Below are 15,705 nucleotides of genomic sequence, written 5' to 3'. Positions count from 1 at the left end.
TGCCCATCCCCATCCAAGCCAGATCATTGCCAGCAAGGTTCACCACCACCTGCGGCGGTCTTTCGCAGGAAGATCCATTCGCGATCGGTCACTTCCCCACACGCTGGTGTCCACCGCCGAACCAGCCCCTGTGGACAGCCCCAACCCCACACCCGCCCGCTATGTGGTGCCGCAGGCGCTGCGGGATGTGGAACTGATCGACATGCTGGAGATCTGCGGCTCAGCCACCCGCGCCGCCGCCGTGCTGCATCTCTCCCAGCCCACCGTGAGCCGCCGTTACCAGAGCATCGCCAGGGATCTGGACCTGTCGCGGCGCTCCAGCAAGGACCCCGGCCTGCGCTTTGGCGATGGCCCTTACCTGCGCCTGTTGCGCCAGGCGCTCAACAAGCACCGCTGGCAGGCCGGGCTGCTGCGGGTGGGTTGCCGGCGCGGCCTGGAGACGGCCCTGGCCGCCCTGCCCCAGCTGCAGGCGGTGGAGTTGAGCCACCACCCGCCCGTCAACTGGTGGGAGCTGGTGAAGCATCAGCTGCTCGATGGCCTCGTGCTCGACGACACGGCCGCTCCTGCGGGCTTCGACGGGCCCGCCGGCGATCCGGCGTGGGGCCCCTGCCCATCGGCGGTGGCGGTGGTTCTCGCCCTGCCGCATCGGCGGCCCCTGCGCTTGCTCTGCCGTCGCCACGCCCCGATCCTGTCGGTGGCGGAGCGGCTGCAGAACACTGGCCCCTGGGTTGGCTCCGGTGTTGGCCGTTTCGCTGGCCGGGCGCTGCGCTGAGCTTGATCTCGGTGGGCAGGCAACGAACCGCGCTCCACCTCCCATCGGCCCGATCGGGCGCAGCGTCCGGACCAGCTGGAGATCTTCAAACCGGCAATCCTCTCGACGCAGCCTTTGTCACCTTCGGATCAGTTCTTGTCTGCTTGGGAGATGGCACCACAACCAACGTTGCGTTGCCATTTGTTGATCGCGAGGTGAAGACTCGATTGTTCAGTTCCAGAAAGTGGTGTCACCACTGAGGACTCTTCTCCAGCAACAACCTCACCACCGGAGCCGAGCTTCCTGTCCCCCTGCCGCGCCACTCCCTGCTGCCGATGGTGCGGCGCCCAATCATGTTGTGGCCTTTGGTTCTGGGGTCCTTCATGCTGCGGCCGACGTTTCTGGTGATCGCGTTGCGGTGGCCTGCAGAGCCCCGCCTTCCCCGCAACGTCGCTCTTCCGTGCCGCTCGTCTGTTCCGCCGCTATTTGCGCATGACGTTCTCCTCCAGCTTCGTGCCCGCAGAGATCAACGGCGTGCTGATGCAGGCCCTTCACTGCTACACCCCTGCCGATGGGGGCCATTGGCGACGGCTGGCGCAGCAGGCTTCCGCGCTGGCTGCCGCCGGCCTGCAGCAGGTGTACGCCGATGCGGTGTTCAACCATCTGATCGGCGCCGATGCCGAGGAAGCCTTCAACGCCACCCCCTACGACCCCCAGAACCGCTTCCAGCCGATCGGTGGGCAGGGGCCGATCCGCAGCTGGACCCACGACAGCTACCCCGTCCGCGCCGGCGCTTCTTCCGCCATGCAGTGGCATTGGTGGCATTTCGATGCCGTCGATGACAACAGCCACGAGCGCGGCTTCAAAGCGGTGTGGCGGATCGAAGCCAAGGCCTTCTTCACCCCAGCTGCATCGGCTGGACCCGACGCGGCACCCCCGCCCATCCCGGCAGCCTGGCGGTGCTGCTGAGCAACGGCAGTGAGGGCTGGAAGTGGATGTCCACCGGCACCCCCATGCCAGTTGTGGGGACATCACCGAGCACCGGCGCGAGCTGATCCGCACCAACGCGCACGGCTGGGCGGGCCGTTGCTGCCTGCCCCGGTGCGGCCAGAACCCGGCGCCCCCAGCCGCAGGGCCCTGGGATTCAGCCCAGCAGGCTGGCTTCCACGGTGAGGCCAGGCCCGAAGGCCAGGGCCACCCAGGGCCGCGGAGCGTTGCTTTGGCGCAGCCGCTCGAGGATGAACAGGATCGTGGCCGACGACATGTTGCCGAACTGACGCAGCACAGCGGCCGAAGGCTCGATCTGGCTGGGCTCCAGCTCCACCGCCGTGGCGACCGCCGTCAGGATGCGCGGCCCGCCGGGGTGCAGGGCCCAGGATCCGATCGCGGGCAGGCTTTCCCCCCGGGCGCCGAGCCAGCGCTCCAGCCAGGGGCGCAGGTGGGCGGCCACGGCTGCCGGCACCTTGGCGGAGAGGGTCATCTCGAAGCCGTGATCGGCGATGGTCCACGACATCAGATCGCTGCTGCCCGGAATCAGCGTGGAGCCGGAGGCCAGCACCTGCAGCGCTGGGGTGTCAGCGGCGGCCCCTGCCGCTCCAGCAGCGCCCGTGGCCACCAGCGCGCCGGCCCCGTCGGCGAAGAGGGCGTTGGCCACCACCTTCTCCGCATCCCAGCCGTAGTGCATGTGCAGGCTGCAGAGCTCCACGGCGCAGAGCAGCACGCAGGCGTTTGGATCGGCTTCCACGAAGGCCCGCGCCACCCGCAGACCATTCAGCGCGCCGTGGCAGCCCATGAAGCCCACATGGGTGCGCTCCACGTCGGGGTGGAGGGGCAGCTGGGCCATCAGGGCCAGGTCGAAGCCCGGCGCCTGGAACCCCGTGCAGCTCACCGTGATCAGGTGGGTGATGCGCTCCGGCGCCAGGCCGGCATCCGCCAGGGCCCGGTGTGCCGCCTCCAGTGCCAGGGGTTCGGCATGGGTTTCGAAAGCCCGGATCCGCGCGCCGGTGGAGGGGCTGTTCTCGCCATAGAAGGGCATGCGGCCATCGATGCCGGCCTCGTGATCGGCCGACTCCAGCAGCACGCTGTGGCGGAGGTTCACTCCGGAGCGCCGCTGGATGCGCGCCAGCAGGGCCGCCCGCTCCGGGGTGGAGGCGGAGATGCGCGCGGCCATCGCCGCCGATTCCACCGGGCTGATCCGGTGGCGGGGAACGGCCGTGCCAATGCCGAGGATCGTCAGGGGCATCGCAGCAGCCGTTGCGGCAGGGAGGGCAGATGGGACGCTGCCCAGAACAGGCCCCGGCTGCTGGTGGGATGGCGCAGCGCCAGGGCCAGGCCGCGGCAGAGCAGCTGCCGGCGGCCGATCCGTTGCCGGTGCAGCTGGCGCCAACGGCGCTCAATCGCCGGCTGCCAGCTGCGGGTGCCCTCCATCACCAGTGGCGTGGCGGCGGCGGCGGCGGCGAGGGCCCAGCCCATGCCTTCGCCGGTGAAGGGTTCCACGTAGCCGGCCGCATCGCCGAGCACCAGGAAGCGATGGCCCGCCAGCGGGGTGGTGCGGCGGCTGAGGGCCGGCGTGCTTTGCCAATCGGCCTCCGCCAGCTCGGGGATGGCCGGAAAACCCGCTTCCGCCAGCACCTGCCCGGCTGCCGCCGCAGCACCCCCACACTCCTGAAGGAGGGCGCGATCGAAGGCCGCCGCCAGGTTGAGGCTGCCGTCTTCCACCTGCACCAGGCCCACGTATCCCTGCCGGCCCACCGCCATGTGAATGGTGCCCTCCTCCCAGTGGCTGTGGGCACCCGCCAGCACGCAGCCGGCCCCCAGCCGGGAGCGGGGGCTGATGCGGGTGTGGGCGGAGGGCTCCTGCTCCAGGCTGCGGTTGGCGAGCCCGGCCGCCACCAGCACCACGGCCGCCTGCACCAGCTCCTGCTGCTGTCCCTGGCGCAGGCAGACACTGCGGGTGCGGGTGCAGGGGTGGGGCGCAGCGGCATCCAGCTGCGCCGTGGTGAGCGGGCGGAACACAGCGCCGGCGCTGACGGCCGCCTCCACCAGCGCCTGATCGAAGCGGCTGCGGGAGAGGGCCCGCCCCGGCGGCAGAGCGCAGGTGGTTTCCCGGCCGCCCAGGCCGAGCCGCAGCCGCCGCAAGGGCCGCCCGCCCAGACTTTCGAGCAGGTGGCCCTGGCCCACGGCGGCGAGGGCCACCTGGGCCTGGGCGTTGAAGCAGGAGCCGCACACTTTCCAGCGCGGAAAGCTGCGCTTCTCCACCAGCAGCACCTTCAGGCCGCGGCGGGCCAGATCCAGGCTGGCCAGGGCACCGGCGGGCCCGGCCCCGATCACCAGCACGTCCCAGGGCTCGCCCGGCTGCGGTTCAACCACGGGACCAGCTCAGCAGGTAACGCTCCGGCCAGCAGCGCTGGATCCTGGCGCCGGCCAGCCCGGCCCGATCGGCCATGGCCGCCACCTCTGCGAGCTGGAAGGCCCCTTGCACCGACAGCGGCCCATCGGTGTGGACGATCCAGGAGCGGCTGAGCAGCCGGGTGCCGGCCCAGGCCAGGGCGTAACCGAGGGGGCTGCGGATCAGGTCGTTGACGAGCACGAGGTGGCGGGCCCGGCGGGCCATCAGGGCCAGCACCACCTCGGCGTCATGGTCGCCCAGGTGGTGCAGGAACAGGGAGGTGACCACCACGTCATAGCCAGCTGGCGCGGCTCCGTCCGGGCCGGAGGGCATGGGATCCCCCAGGGCATCGGCCTGAAAAAAGCGCGCCGTGGCGCCGCGGCGTTCGGCATTGGCGCGGGCGATCGCCACAGCGCTGGCGCTGATGTCACAGCCCTCCACGATCAGCGGAACGTTGCTGCGCCCCGCCAGCAGGGCCAGATCGATCACGGTGTCGCCGCCGCCGCAGGCCAGGTCGAGCACCCGCAACGGCTGGCCTGGCTGACGTGACGCCAGCGCCTGGATCGGCGCGAACAGACCGGCGGAGCAACGGCTCAGGGCATTGATGCGCCGCAGCCCCGCCAGGGCCTGGGCGTGGTCGCCCGGATCGATCCCCGGCTGATCCATCACTTCAGGAATCCGTTCCCTGCGGCGCAGGGAGTTCAGGCTCGGCATCGCCTCGGGTTGTCCTGACAGAGCATCCACGAATGATGGCGGCGCCGGGCGGACAGGGGGGCAGGGCTGGGGTTGGGCCTCACCGCTGCTGCCTTCAGGTGGTGGGCTTCGGATGGTGGGCTTCGTTTGGCTCGCTGCCAGGCGGTTCAGGGCCAAGCCGCTCAGCGATAAGTGGCTCAGCGCCAAGTAGTTTTGCGCCAAGAAAAAACCTCTGCCCGAGCAAATCTCGTGCAGAGGTCCGTGAAGGTTGGAGGCGATGCACGCCACCCTCAGGCTCAGACGCTCAGGGGCGCTTGATTCCGAGCGCTTGGGCGCCGTAATGCTCGCTGAACATCGCTTGGATCTGCCAGGCCTTCAAGAGCGTTTTGGAAACCTTGCGCAGGTCTTCCAGCTCTGTGCAGTTGTCAATCGCGCGTGAGTGGGCTTCTACGAAGAACTCTCTGCTGACCGAAAGGGATTGGCTCATGGGAATACCTGTTGGAGTGTGAGAAGCAAATCGCGGCCGTGGGCTCAACCGATGCCGAGCAGACCGCGGGTGAAGGCCTCGCCGCCCAGGGCGAATTCGGTGGCCAGCAGGGCAACGAAACCGAGCATGGCCATGCGGCCGTTGAGCTTCTCGGCGCGCTCGTGGAAGCCCCAGCCGCTCTCGGCACTCACCACTTCCATGCGGGGCTCGGTGGCAAACGCATTGAGGCGGCCGCCGTCTTCGGTGGTGACGGTGGCGCCGCGGATGGAGGCACGGTCAAGGGCGGTGGTGGAGGTGGGGGCAGTGGCGGTGGCTTGGGCCATGGGGGCTCTCGGGAGTGATGAGAGAACTGTAACAGACTGTTGCGGAATTTGAACAGATGCGGCTTTTGGGCCGCGGCGGGGTGCTCAGGGCTGTACCAGTCAAGCCTGAGCTTCTGGCGCGTCTGGCGGCCCAGCCTTGGCTTGGCCTGCCGCTCCCCGGCGGCTGGCGCGCACCAGCAGGCCCTGCTTTGGGGTGGGGCTGGGGATGACCACGAGCGTGAGGTCTTGATCGGGCTCCAAGGCAAGGCCCAGCTGCTTGAGCAGCCCCACCGCCAGCAGCCGAATTTCCAGCTCCGCCAGCGCCTTGCCCAGGCACACCCGTTCACCGCCGCCAAAGGGCAGCAGGGTCACTGTTTCGTCTCCCTCCAGATGCCGTTGGGGCCGAAAGGCCGCCAGATCCTCAGGGTCAGCGCCGTGGCGCTGGCTGGCGCTGATGCTCACCTGCACCACCCGCTCCGCCGCTACCAGCACACCCGCCAAGGCAATGGGCTCCCGGGTGCGGCGGAAGAAGCCCCCCACCGGCGGGGTCAGCCGCATCACCTCCTTCACCACCGCATCCAGCCGCGGTGCCCGCAGGGCGTCGTAGGCGCTCACGGCTTCTGCAGCTGCAGGTGGCCAAGGCAAGCCGTCGAGTTCTTCCTGCAGCCAGGCCAGCTCCTTTGGATGCTGCAGCAGGGTCAACAGCAGGCAACTGAGCGAGGAGGCGGTGGTTTCGTAGCCGGCGAACAGCAACAGCAGCAACTGCTCCGCCACGTCGTCGTCGGCCAGGGGGAGACCGGCTTCATCGAGGCCTCCAGCCAGCAGATCGAGGCCGCCCGCAGCGGGGGGCGCTCCGGCAGCAGCAGCGGCCTGGGCGTTCTGGAGCACGGCGCCCAGGCGCAGCAACAGGCGCTTACGGGCCTGACGGGCGCGGGCGAACGGGCTGCCGGGCAGGGAAAACGGCAGGGAGAAGAGGCCCTGGCACCAGATCTCGAAATCCACGAACAGGGCCTCGCGATCGACGGCGTCGAGCCCCAGCACCGTGCTGGCGATCACGCTGAAGGCAAAGCGCCGAAGCTTCGGCACCAGGGCCAGCGGCGCCTGGGCGCCCAGCAGCTCCTGGTTGAGCGTCTCCACCAGCGCCACGATCGCCGGGCTGTAGCGCTTCAAGGCGGCGGAGGCGAACAGCTGTCCCACCACCCGGCGGCGGGCCTTGTGATCGGCTCCGTTGCGGTTGGCCAGCGACAACGGCCCCAGCAGCTCCCGCACACTGTCGGGCCACCAGCCCTCGACCGCCTCCCCCTGGGCGAACAGGTCGCTGATCGCCTGGCCGCCCCGGATGAACACGGTGCGCTGCCCCAGCAGGCTGGTTTCATACACATCGCCGTAGCGCTCAAAGCGCGAGCGGGAGAAATCAGGGTCGCGGAAGAAGGCGAGGGTTTCGAGCACGCCGCCCATGGCCGGGGTGCGCGGCATGGGCCGCAGGGCGTTGGAATCGAGGGGCAAGTGACCGGATCCACAGCGGTGTCCAGGCTGGCAGCCAGCGGAAAGCGGCGCGACGCCTGCAGACCTGCCAGCTCCAGAGCAGCCACACCCGCGCGGCCTCAGGGCCTCCAGCTGATTGACGACGGAATTGCCTGATCCTGCTGCCGCCCATCCGCTGCAGGTTGATGTCCAGCGTCTGCGTGGTTTGCGCACCGCAATCACGGCGTCTGGATGGGTCGTTGCGCGAGATCCTGCTGAGACCACCCATAGCAAGCCCCGTTGATCTGAAGCGGCCAGGATGAACCCGACAGCGCTCAGCCAGAAACCCAGCGATCCGCACGGGTCGCACGACAACCACACCAACCACAACAAATCCGTCAAGCCCGGCACTTGCAGCAGCCAGGACCGTCACGACAACCAAGACAACCAAGACACCCACAACCACCACGAACTGCCCTCGATCGGTGGCAAGGCCAGTGAAATGGCCAAAGATCCCATCTGCGAGATGGTTGTTCCGAAGGCCACAGCACTTTCGCTAGAAAGGAATGGACGCAGCTACTACTTCTGCAGCCAGAGCTGCCTGCAGACATTCCGGAATCCCGACCGCGAACTGCGCGTCATGCGCCGCCGCGGCGGCTTTGTGATCGGTGGCGTGTTGGCCCTGGCGATGTTGCGGGCTGGGGCGTTCATCGCCCTGGCGGCGGGCGTCAGTTTGATGTCGTCGGTGCCGCTGCCGGCACTGCCCTGGATGAGCTGGGGGATGTGGCTGTTTGTGCTCGCCACCCCGGTGCAATTCATCGGTGGCTGGTCGTTCTATGCCGGCGCCTGGGCTGCCTTGAAGCGCCGCGCCCTCAACATGGATGTGCGGATTGCCCTCGGCACCTCCGTCGCCTACTTCTACAGCGTGGTGGTGGTCTTCGTGCCCACCTGGCTGCCGGTCGGTGTCAATGAGCGGGACGTGTATTTCGACGTGTCGGCGGTGGTGATTGCCTTTGTGTTGATGGGCAAATTCATGGAGGAGATGATCAAGCAACGCTCCTCAGCCGCCGTGCGCAAGTTGCTGGATCTCCAGCCAGCCACCGCCATCGGACTGTCGCGGGCGACGATGCGCAAGATTCGTCAGAACCTGTTCTGGGCGTTCTTTTACAACATCATCGGCATCCCAATCGCCGCCTTCGGCTGGCTCAATCCGATGATTGCCGGGGCGGCCATGGCCCTGAATTCGTTGTCTGTGATTGTCAGTTCCTCCTTGCTGCGTGGCTTCCGGGCGGCCCCTGCGATATGAAGGAGCGGGTGGCCGTGGCTGGCCTGTGGCTGCCCTGCGCGATTCCGGCGACCTGGCCAGTGCTGAACGCATGGGTGCCGATCCCGCCAAGCAATGACCCGCAGCCGTGGCCAACTTTACTGGGCGTCTCCATGCTGAGCACAGACAGAAGCCAAGGAGCAGAGCTGATGAACAGGCACACAATCGCGTTCTCCCATTCCCCTGTAACGCCGCTTCGATGCATAGCCACAGCAGGACTGGGAGCGATTGTTCTGTTGTTGGGGGTCCCAGCACTTTCGCAGTCCACAACACCATCGATCGCACCGGGGTACGGGCCGGGAGCCGGGATGATGGGTCAGGGGATGATGGGCTCCCGGTCGATGGATCAGCGCTTCATCGTGATGATGATTCCTCACCATGATGGCGCGATCGCCATGGCCGATCTTGCCCTCACCCGCACCACCCGTCCCGAAATCAACGAACTGGCCAAGCGCATCAAAGCCAGTCAGACCAGCGAAAATGCCGAAATGCGCGCCTTCTACCAGCAGTGGTTCGGCACACCCGTTCCCAACCGTGGCCAAGGCACGAGCCTCGGCTGGCATGGGGGCATGGGTGGTGCGATGGGGATGGGCCACATGGGCGGCCCCACGGGGATGGGCCACATGGGCGGCGGAACGGATCTCAACGCCTTGAGAGCGGCCCCGGACTTTGATCGTGCCTTCATCGAGCAGATGATTCCCCACCACCAGATGGGCGTGAGGATGGCCTCGATGGCCCAGGCCAATGGCCAGCACCAGCAGCTGCGCACGCTTCAGCAGGGCATGGTGAAGGCGCAGAGCCAGGAGATCGAGCAGATGAGGCAGTGGTACAGGAGTTGGTACGGCTCGCTCTGACGTCTTCAGGGGCAGGAGCGAACAATGGCTTCATGCGCTGATCCGAGTTGCTGGCAATCACTGAGGAGCACTGCATCTGGCCGCCTTGATGAACCTGGCCACCCCAGCTGGAAAACAGTATCCAGGGGCCAGTTCTGCGAAGCCGTGTGACTTTGGCACGTCCCAATTCGCGGTTGTGGTGCGGCAGGGGCCTCCGGAAAAGCCCCAAGAATTGATAATATTGGCAGAATTGCCAATATATTGCCAGTATTGGTACGCGTCCGGGCGCTGCCGATACCGCTCTGCATGGCACTTCCGAATCTCTGGAGGCTCTACAACCTCCGCTCCTCCCCCTACTTCCAGGCCACCTTGCGCCAGGGCTCGGAGGCCACACCGCTCAGCCTGTTCGTGGGGCGCCAAACCGAACGGCAACGGCTGCTCAGCGCGATCGGTGGCTCCCGCAGTTCACGCCAGGCGGTGGCGGGGCGGCCCGGCATCGGCAAGACCACTCTGGTGCAGGCCGTCAAGGCTGACGCCCTGGCCGCCGGCTATTGGACCTCGGCCGACATCATCCCGATCACGGCCGATCTGACCAGCGAGAACTTGATCGGCCAATTGCTCGCCGGCGCCTTTGAGGCCGTGCTCGCCTCCTGTGCCCATGCGAGCGGACCCGCGGTGGAGGCTGCTCAGCAGTTGGTGCGAACCATCCGTCTGCGTGGTGGTGGCTTCACGGTTTCGGCCGCCGGCTTTGGGGCGGGTGGCACCAACACCCAGGCGGTTTCCTCGCCCCCCGGCGCCCTGCTGCTGGATGGACCCAGAGCGCTGCGCGATCTGCTGGTCTTTGCGCTGGAGCAGGGTGCATCCGGTCTGGTGCTGCACCTCAATAATCTTGAAAACCTCAGTGAGGCCGATGCCGCCCGCGCTGCCGATCTGTTGCGCAGCATCCGTGACCAGGTCCTGCTGCTTGATGGCCTGCACTTGATTGTGGTGGGTACCGCCGATGCCGTTCGCCTCGTGGTGCAGAGCCATACCCAGGTGCGTTCGGTGTTCAGCGATCCGGTGGTGCTCGAACCCCTGGAGCCGAACGAGGTGCACCAGTTGCTGGGGGCGCGCTATCGATCGCTGCGACTGGATCCGAACCTGCCGGTGCATGCGCCGGCGCATGCGGCGGTGATCGATGTGCTGCACGAGTTGTTCCGAGGCGATCTTCGCGGCCTGCTCAAGGCGCTGGAAGACGGCATCACCGCCCTGTTGGGCCTGACCGGCGACGGTGAGAGCCCCGAGCCGATCGGCCTCGCCGATCTCACCCTCGTACTGAGCCTGCGCTACAAGCTGGAGCTGCAGGACCACCTCGGCGCCACCCTCTGGCAACGGTTGGAAGCCTGGGGCGAACGGGACGTGCAGGCGGTGATGACCCAGGCCGACCTTGTGACGCTGTGGGGGATCAAGCAGCCCTCGGTGTCCCAGACGTTGCAGCAACTGGTGAGTGCCGGCGCCGCCGACGTGTTGCCACGCCGGGGAGGAGATCCGCTTCAGTACCTGCTGACAGGCGCGACGCGGCTGGCCCTTGGCTGAATGACTCGCTATTGGTAGACGTGGCAATAGAGGTCCGCTATTGGACGTTGGTGGAAGCCAGTCAATACCCCTGAACAAGCAATTGCTGCGACAGCCTGCAGGGAAGGCACAGCGCCGTAGAGATCTTGATCTGTTGCCGTGGCGGCTGGCAGCTGATCCCGCCTGAAACGATGCCTAGGCTTGGCCGCAGCTCTCCGGCGTGAGCGCCGCATGCCTCCAGGTTTCCGGTTCAACGCGCACGGCTGGGCCGCGTTGCGCTGTCCGCCGGGTTCGCTCTCGGTGTGGCTGGAATCGAACTCCTGATCCTGCTGGCGCTGGTGGGCTGGCCGCTGCTGCACGCGGCCGTGCTGCCCGAATCCCGTGCTCCCTTGGTGGCGCCGCTGCCGCTGCCGCCGCCCGGCCGCTACGCGGTGCTGGTGGCCGACTGGGGGTTGCACTCCGCGATCGTGGTGGAGCAACCGCCGGGCTGGCGCCTTGGTCCACCCGGCGCCGAAACGGCTCCGTTTGTGGAGATCGCCTGGGGCGACCGGCGCTACTACGCCGCTGGCGACCGCCACCCCAAGGCCGTGGCGGCCGCCCTGTTCCTGCCCACCGATTCCGCGCTGTTCCTCGCCGGCCACCCCGCGCCGCCGCTGCTCACGGGTGCCCTGCACGTGCACGAGCGCCAGGTGGATGCCCCCACCCTCCATGCCCTGCTCACCAGCCTGGAGCGTTCGCTGCCCCGCAGCCCCGCCGGCGGCCGTCCGGATCCCCTGCCGCTGCCGGCAGGCCGCGCCGCCCGTTTCCTCCCCGCCCACGGCACCTACCTCTGGACCCGCAATTGCAACTGGTGGACATTGCAACGGCTCAGCGACGCCGGCCTCGCCGCCCCACCGCCGGGCGTGCTGTTCAGCCGCCAGCTGCCGCAGCATCTACGGGGCTTTCGGCGGCGCTAACGGATGCTCCCACGGCTGCCGGTAACGGTGCGCTGGATCTGGGGTCCACGTCAGTGCGTCGAGCGTTGAAACGGACAGTACGTTGAAGATCCAGGCCTGTGGCACCGCAAGGCGCCGCCGTTCTTCACCAAGCGGAACCTGCAATGGTGATGCGAAGGGCGCTTCTGTTGGGGGCGGGTTCTGCCGTCGCGGCTGTGGGCGGAGCGGCCTGGGCGAACAGGGCTGGGATGGGGTCGATGGGCGACTACGGGGACGCCGTTGCCGCGATGCGCCGGCGACCCACCACAGCACCGGAGACCGACGATCACCATATGTTTGTGTCGCTGGGCTGTGCCGCCGAAAACCTGGCCCTTGCGGCGGGCGCCGCGGGCCGGGCCGGTGCCATCGACTTCGATCCAGCCGGCGGAGGCCAGATGCTTCCGCTTCGGGACTGGCAGCGGCGGCGATCGGGCGCTGTTTGAGGCGATCCCTCACCGGCAGTCGACGCGAGCCGATTACGACGGGTCAACGCTCAGCAGGTCGGATCTGCGCCTGCTGAGTTCGGCGACAACAGTTCCGGGGGGCGATCTGGTGCTGGTCACCGAGCGGCCGCAGATGGAGAGGCTCCGCGATCTGATCCTGGCGGGCAACACCGCTCAGATCGGCGATCCGGCCTTCGTGGCTGAGTTGAAGCACTGGCTGCGGTTCAGCCCGAACGTCGCCCTCCGCACGGGCGACGGACTGTTCAGTGCCGCCAGCGGGAATCCGGCGCTGCCGGAGTGGATGGGGCCCTGGCTGTTTGATCGGGTCTTCACGGTGAAGGCCGAAGCGGACAGGTATGCCCGGCAGATCGCCACGTCCGCCGGGATCGCCGTAGTCGTGGGGGCCGAGGCGAACCCAGAGCATTGGGTGAAGGTGGGGCGGGCCTGCCAGCGGTTTGCCCTGCAGGCGACCGCGCTGGGGCTGAAGTGCTCCTTTCTCAACCAGCCGGTCGAGGTGCCGGGGTTGCGCGCCGATCTGGCGAGCTTGGTTGGGCTGCCTGGGCGGCGCCCAGACATCGTCATGCGCTTCGGGCGCCGCGCGGCACTGCCCTTTTCAGCCCGTCGGTCAGTTGCGACGGTGATGGTCTCAGCCGCCAGCGCCGGAATCCTGCCTGCTCGACCCGCCATGTAAGGGCTGTGCCTGATGTCAATCAAGCCGGCGACCACCTACCCAATCATCGCCATGCAAATGCGCCTGGACCTGGTGGCCGACGCCAAGCGTCCCATCACCGGACGATCCATGATCACACCGGGCAATGGCAGGACCTACGGCCATCTCCAATGCAGATAAGCACTCAGGCGACGACATGAGTAACAACAGATACACATAGTTTTTCGGGAGGCATGAACAATGCGAATAACTGAGCAAACCAATGAATTAGACGATAAGAGAAGTTAATCCCACACGGACTATTCTGTTGGTGCTAGTCATACGTACGCCCCACACTCAATCAGCCCTCGATTCCACGCACGACCATCCCTGACATGTCATCTTTTCCTTCAACGCTATCTGGCCAGGCGTCCATGGCCCGGCTCCTCGGAACACAGACCCCCGCCGTTTGTGACTGCAGCGACTGCGCACAGGGGCTCGTCTCCCATGAGTCATTTCTGGCTGATTATCCTGAGGATCCGGCGATCCTGATGGAAGACTTTCATCGTATGGGATTAATCCGGCGTGAGGCTTATCCAATCGCAGATGTGATCAGTCAAGCCGAACTTCGCGAAGTTCTTTTCTATCGGCACGCCTCACAGGGCAACCCAGAAAAGGAACAACTGTTGCGGGCCCTTGCCAGCGAAGCGGGCGGACTTGATCAAGCCTTCGCGGCTGCTTTCGGCCCCCAGGCAGGAAGCTTTTTCTCCCGCGTGAGTGCTAGCAGCCCATTTGGTCGCCGCAACTTCATGAAAGGCCTGGCTGCAGGAGCAGCTTTGGTCACCCTGGCCAACTGTGGTGTACGAGATGACAAGGAAGTCGAAGGAGGAGCACCCATTGATCCTTCCAGCATTGAGAAGAAAGAGCTGAAGGTGGGGTTCATCCCCATCACCTGCGCCACGCCGATCATCATGTCGGAACCTTTGGGCTTCTACACCAAGCAAGGCCTGAGTGTAAAGGTGGTGAAGATGCCGAGCTGGGGTGCCGTGCGCGATTCGGCCATTGCCGGCGAGCTTGACGCTTATCACATGCTCGCCCCCATGCCGATCGCCATGACACTGGGCCTGGGATCCTCACCATTCAGTGTCAAGTTGGCAAGCATCCAGAATATCAACGGTCAGGCCATCACCGTCGCCAAACGCCATGCCGGCAAGGTCAAGGAAGCCAAGGACTTCAAAGGATTCGTCATCGGCGTGCCCTTCCCCTTCTCGATGCACAACCTGCTATTGCGCTACTACCTAGCCAATGGCGGCATCAACCCCGATACCGACGTTCAGATCCGTCCGGTACCGCCGCCGGACAGCATCGCCCAGCTGGTGGCGGGTGATCTTGATGCGATGTTGATGCCCGACCCCTTTAACCAAAGGGCCGTGTACGAAGATGCCGGTTTCATCCATTTGCTCACCAAAGATCTGTGGGATGGACATCCCTGCTGCGCCTTCGCAACAGGTGAATCCTGGATTCAGGATCATCCGCAGACATTCCGTGCACTCAACAAATCAATTATCGAGGCCGCCAATTACGCCAGCAAGGCCGAGAATCGCAAGGAAATCGCAGCGGCGATTTCTGGCCGGGCCTTTCTCAATCAGCCACCTGAAGTTGTTGAGGCCGTATTGACAGGCAAGTTCGAGAATGGATTAGGGCAAACTTTTGATGTGCCCGACCGGATCGATTTCAAACCCTTCCCTTGGCAAAGCTTTTCCAACTGGATTCAAAGCCAGCTTGTGCGATGGGATCTTGGCAAGGCCGCCGCCATGATCAAGGCCGGTGATTTCGATCGTAATAGTGCCTCGATCTTCCTCACCACAGAAGCACAGGAACTTGAGAAAAGCATGGGTCTGAATCCGCCGACGGAAACATCCCGCACTGAAACACTCGCCTTTGACACATTCAATCCCGAAAAACCGTTGGAATACGTTGAAGAACAGAAGAAGCGCGATGGATTCTGATTCCACCCAACCTATTCCGACCACCTGGCGTCCATGAACAAGTCTTCACTGAGCAAACCCATGGGCTTGGTCGTCTCCATCGTGAGCGTCATCATCGCCTTGATCATCTGGCAGATCCTGGCCAAGCAGGGACTGATGGGGAAGAATTTCCCGGGCTCCATCGAGACCCTCAAGGAACTGCAATGGTGGCTTTCTGATCCCTTCTTCAACAACGGTCCCAATGATCTGGGGATCGGCACCAATCTGCTGATCAGTTTGCGCAGGGTGATGATCGGCTACGGCTTGTCCATTCTCGTCGCTGTTCCCTTAGGGCTGCTGATCGGGGTCTCCCGTCTGGCCAGCAGTTCCGCCAATCCCTTCATCCAACTGCTCAAGCCGGTTTCGCCATTGGCCTGGCTACCAATCGGTCTTTTCGTTTTCAGAGACTCTGAACTAACAGGCATTTTTGTGATCTTTATTTCCAGTGTCTGGCCAACATTGATCAGCACGGCCTTTGGCGTGCAAACCATCAATCCAGACTACATTCGGGTCTCTCGCTCACTCGGTGCCAGCCAGCTGCGCACAATCACCAAGGTGGTGCTTCCTGCGGTGATGCCCAACATCCTGGCGGGAATGCGCATCTCAATGGGAATTGCATGGCTGGTGATCGTTGCTGCCGAAATGCTGTTGGGCTCAGGAATTGGCTATTTCATATGGAACGAGTGGAACAATCTCTCTCTTCCTAATATTTTCGTTGCGATCATCGTCATTGGCCTCACCGGCATTGTTTTGGATCAACTGATCGGGGCACTGCAGAAACGCTTTGATTATCAGGTCTGATGTCCAGAGACCTAT

At 65.4% G+C, this 15,705-nt stretch carries 16 protein-coding genes; 10 read left to right on the top strand and 6 right to left on the bottom strand.

What is annotated here, in order from left to right; genetic code table 11:
• Positions 1 to 106: 106 nt before the first annotated feature.
• Positions 107 to 772, top strand: coding sequence for a LysR family transcriptional regulator (locus tag KBY97_RS03860; protein ID WP_255145379.1), 666 nt, complete (start codon positions 107 to 109; stop codon positions 770 to 772).
• Between the two features lie 471 nt (positions 773 to 1,243).
• On the top strand, positions 1,244 to 1,720 hold the full coding sequence (locus KBY97_RS03855; protein WP_255145378.1) for a hypothetical protein: 477 nt from the start codon (positions 1,244 to 1,246) through the stop codon (positions 1,718 to 1,720).
• A 175-nt stretch (positions 1,721 to 1,895) separates the two neighbouring features.
• On the opposite strand, the gene KBY97_RS03850 is transcribed toward KBY97_RS03855, so the two are convergent.
• From KBY97_RS03850 to KBY97_RS03825, 6 genes are all read right to left on the bottom strand, one after another.
• Positions 1,896 to 2,993, bottom strand: a complete 1,098-nt coding sequence (locus KBY97_RS03850) for a type III polyketide synthase (protein WP_255145377.1) — start codon at positions 2,991 to 2,993, stop codon at positions 1,896 to 1,898.
• A complete protein-coding gene (locus KBY97_RS03845; RefSeq protein WP_255145376.1) occupies positions 2,984 to 4,120 on the bottom strand; it encodes an FAD-dependent oxidoreductase in 1,137 nt (378 codons plus the stop codon). The genes KBY97_RS03850 and KBY97_RS03845 overlap by 10 nt, the downstream gene beginning before the upstream one ends.
• A complete protein-coding gene (locus KBY97_RS03840) occupies positions 4,113 to 4,853 on the bottom strand; it encodes a methyltransferase domain-containing protein (RefSeq protein WP_255145375.1) in 741 nt (246 codons plus the stop codon). Before KBY97_RS03840 ends, KBY97_RS03845 begins: the two co-directional genes overlap by 8 nt.
• 283 nt (positions 4,854 to 5,136) lie before the next feature.
• Complete coding sequence (locus KBY97_RS03835) at positions 5,137 to 5,319, bottom strand: hypothetical protein (protein ID WP_255145374.1); 183 nt, start codon at positions 5,317 to 5,319, stop codon at positions 5,137 to 5,139.
• A 44-nt stretch (positions 5,320 to 5,363) separates the two neighbouring features.
• Entirely contained in the window at positions 5,364 to 5,642 is a 279-nt protein-coding gene (locus KBY97_RS03830; protein ID WP_255145373.1) for a high light inducible protein, read from the bottom strand.
• Positions 5,643 to 5,741: 99 nt separating this feature from the next.
• On the bottom strand, positions 5,742 to 7,079 hold the full coding sequence (locus tag KBY97_RS03825) for a cytochrome P450 (protein ID WP_255145488.1): 1,338 nt from the start codon (positions 7,077 to 7,079) through the stop codon (positions 5,742 to 5,744).
• Positions 7,080 to 7,404: 325 nt separating this feature from the next.
• Between KBY97_RS03825 and KBY97_RS03820 the strand changes: the two genes are divergently transcribed.
• The 8 genes from KBY97_RS03820 (at position 7,405) to KBY97_RS03785 (ending at position 15,690) form a co-directional block, all read left to right on the top strand.
• The gene (locus KBY97_RS03820; RefSeq protein ID WP_255145372.1) at positions 7,405 to 8,391 is read left to right on the top strand and encodes a YHS domain-containing protein; all 987 of its coding nucleotides are present in this window, start codon (positions 7,405 to 7,407) and stop codon (positions 8,389 to 8,391) included.
• Complete coding sequence (locus KBY97_RS03815) at positions 8,388 to 9,263, top strand: DUF305 domain-containing protein (RefSeq protein ID WP_255145371.1); 876 nt, start codon at positions 8,388 to 8,390, stop codon at positions 9,261 to 9,263. Before KBY97_RS03820 ends, KBY97_RS03815 begins: the two co-directional genes overlap by 4 nt.
• A 285-nt stretch (positions 9,264 to 9,548) precedes the next feature.
• Positions 9,549 to 10,817 (top strand): AAA family ATPase, encoded by a 1,269-nt coding sequence (locus KBY97_RS03810; protein ID WP_255145370.1) that lies wholly within the window; start codon positions 9,549 to 9,551, stop codon positions 10,815 to 10,817.
• A gap of 281 nt (positions 10,818 to 11,098) precedes the next feature.
• The gene (locus tag KBY97_RS03805; protein WP_255145369.1) at positions 11,099 to 11,752 is read left to right on the top strand and encodes a DUF2459 domain-containing protein; all 654 of its coding nucleotides are present in this window, start codon (positions 11,099 to 11,101) and stop codon (positions 11,750 to 11,752) included.
• Between the two features lie 167 nt (positions 11,753 to 11,919).
• The gene (locus KBY97_RS03800) at positions 11,920 to 12,213 is read left to right on the top strand and encodes a hypothetical protein (protein ID WP_255145368.1); all 294 of its coding nucleotides are present in this window, start codon (positions 11,920 to 11,922) and stop codon (positions 12,211 to 12,213) included.
• Between the two features lie 109 nt (positions 12,214 to 12,322).
• The gene (locus KBY97_RS03795) at positions 12,323 to 12,904 is read left to right on the top strand and encodes a hypothetical protein (RefSeq protein ID WP_255145367.1); all 582 of its coding nucleotides are present in this window, start codon (positions 12,323 to 12,325) and stop codon (positions 12,902 to 12,904) included.
• Positions 12,905 to 13,296: 392 nt separating this feature from the next.
• Positions 13,297 to 14,871: an ABC transporter substrate-binding protein gene (locus KBY97_RS03790; RefSeq protein WP_399217215.1), complete on the top strand. Its 1,575-nt coding sequence runs from the start codon at positions 13,297 to 13,299 to the stop codon at positions 14,869 to 14,871.
• A gap of 33 nt (positions 14,872 to 14,904) precedes the next feature.
• On the top strand, positions 14,905 to 15,690 hold the full coding sequence (locus KBY97_RS03785; protein ID WP_255145366.1) for an ABC transporter permease: 786 nt from the start codon (positions 14,905 to 14,907) through the stop codon (positions 15,688 to 15,690).
• The last annotated feature ends 15 nt before the right edge of the window (positions 15,691 to 15,705 follow it).

It is taken from the genome of Synechococcus sp. ATX 2A4, assembly GCF_024346375.1.
Taxonomy (GTDB): domain Bacteria; phylum Cyanobacteriota; class Cyanobacteriia; order PCC-6307; family Cyanobiaceae; genus MW101C3.
The sequence above is the reverse complement of the archived record's forward strand: the minus strand, read 5'-3'. Positions and strand labels throughout refer to the sequence as shown.

Excerpts from the sequence above, each read along its gene's own strand:
- KBY97_RS03790 (WP_399217215.1), top strand. The coding sequence starts at position 13,297 with ATGGCCCGGCTCCTCGGAACACAGACCCCCGCCGTTTGTGACTGCAGC.
- KBY97_RS03855 (WP_255145378.1), top strand. The coding sequence starts at position 1,244 with ATGACGTTCTCCTCCAGCTTCGTGCCCGCAGAGATCAACGGCGTGCTG.
- KBY97_RS03840 (WP_255145375.1), bottom strand. The coding sequence starts at position 4,853 with ATGCCGAGCCTGAACTCCCTGCGCCGCAGGGAACGGATTCCTGAAGTG.
- KBY97_RS03830 (WP_255145373.1), bottom strand. The coding sequence starts at position 5,642 with ATGGCCCAAGCCACCGCCACTGCCCCCACCTCCACCACCGCCCTTGAC.
- KBY97_RS03820 (WP_255145372.1), top strand. The coding sequence starts at position 7,405 with ATGAACCCGACAGCGCTCAGCCAGAAACCCAGCGATCCGCACGGGTCG.
- KBY97_RS03785 (WP_255145366.1), top strand. The coding sequence starts at position 14,905 with ATGAACAAGTCTTCACTGAGCAAACCCATGGGCTTGGTCGTCTCCATC.
- KBY97_RS03825 (WP_255145488.1), bottom strand. The coding sequence starts at position 7,079 with ATGGGCGGCGTGCTCGAAACCCTCGCCTTCTTCCGCGACCCTGATTTC.
- KBY97_RS03810 (WP_255145370.1), top strand. The coding sequence starts at position 9,549 with ATGGCACTTCCGAATCTCTGGAGGCTCTACAACCTCCGCTCCTCCCCC.
- KBY97_RS03815 (WP_255145371.1), top strand. The coding sequence starts at position 8,388 with ATGAAGGAGCGGGTGGCCGTGGCTGGCCTGTGGCTGCCCTGCGCGATT.
- KBY97_RS03835 (WP_255145374.1), bottom strand. The coding sequence starts at position 5,319 with ATGAGCCAATCCCTTTCGGTCAGCAGAGAGTTCTTCGTAGAAGCCCAC.
- KBY97_RS03850 (WP_255145377.1), bottom strand. The coding sequence starts at position 2,993 with ATGCCCCTGACGATCCTCGGCATTGGCACGGCCGTTCCCCGCCACCGG.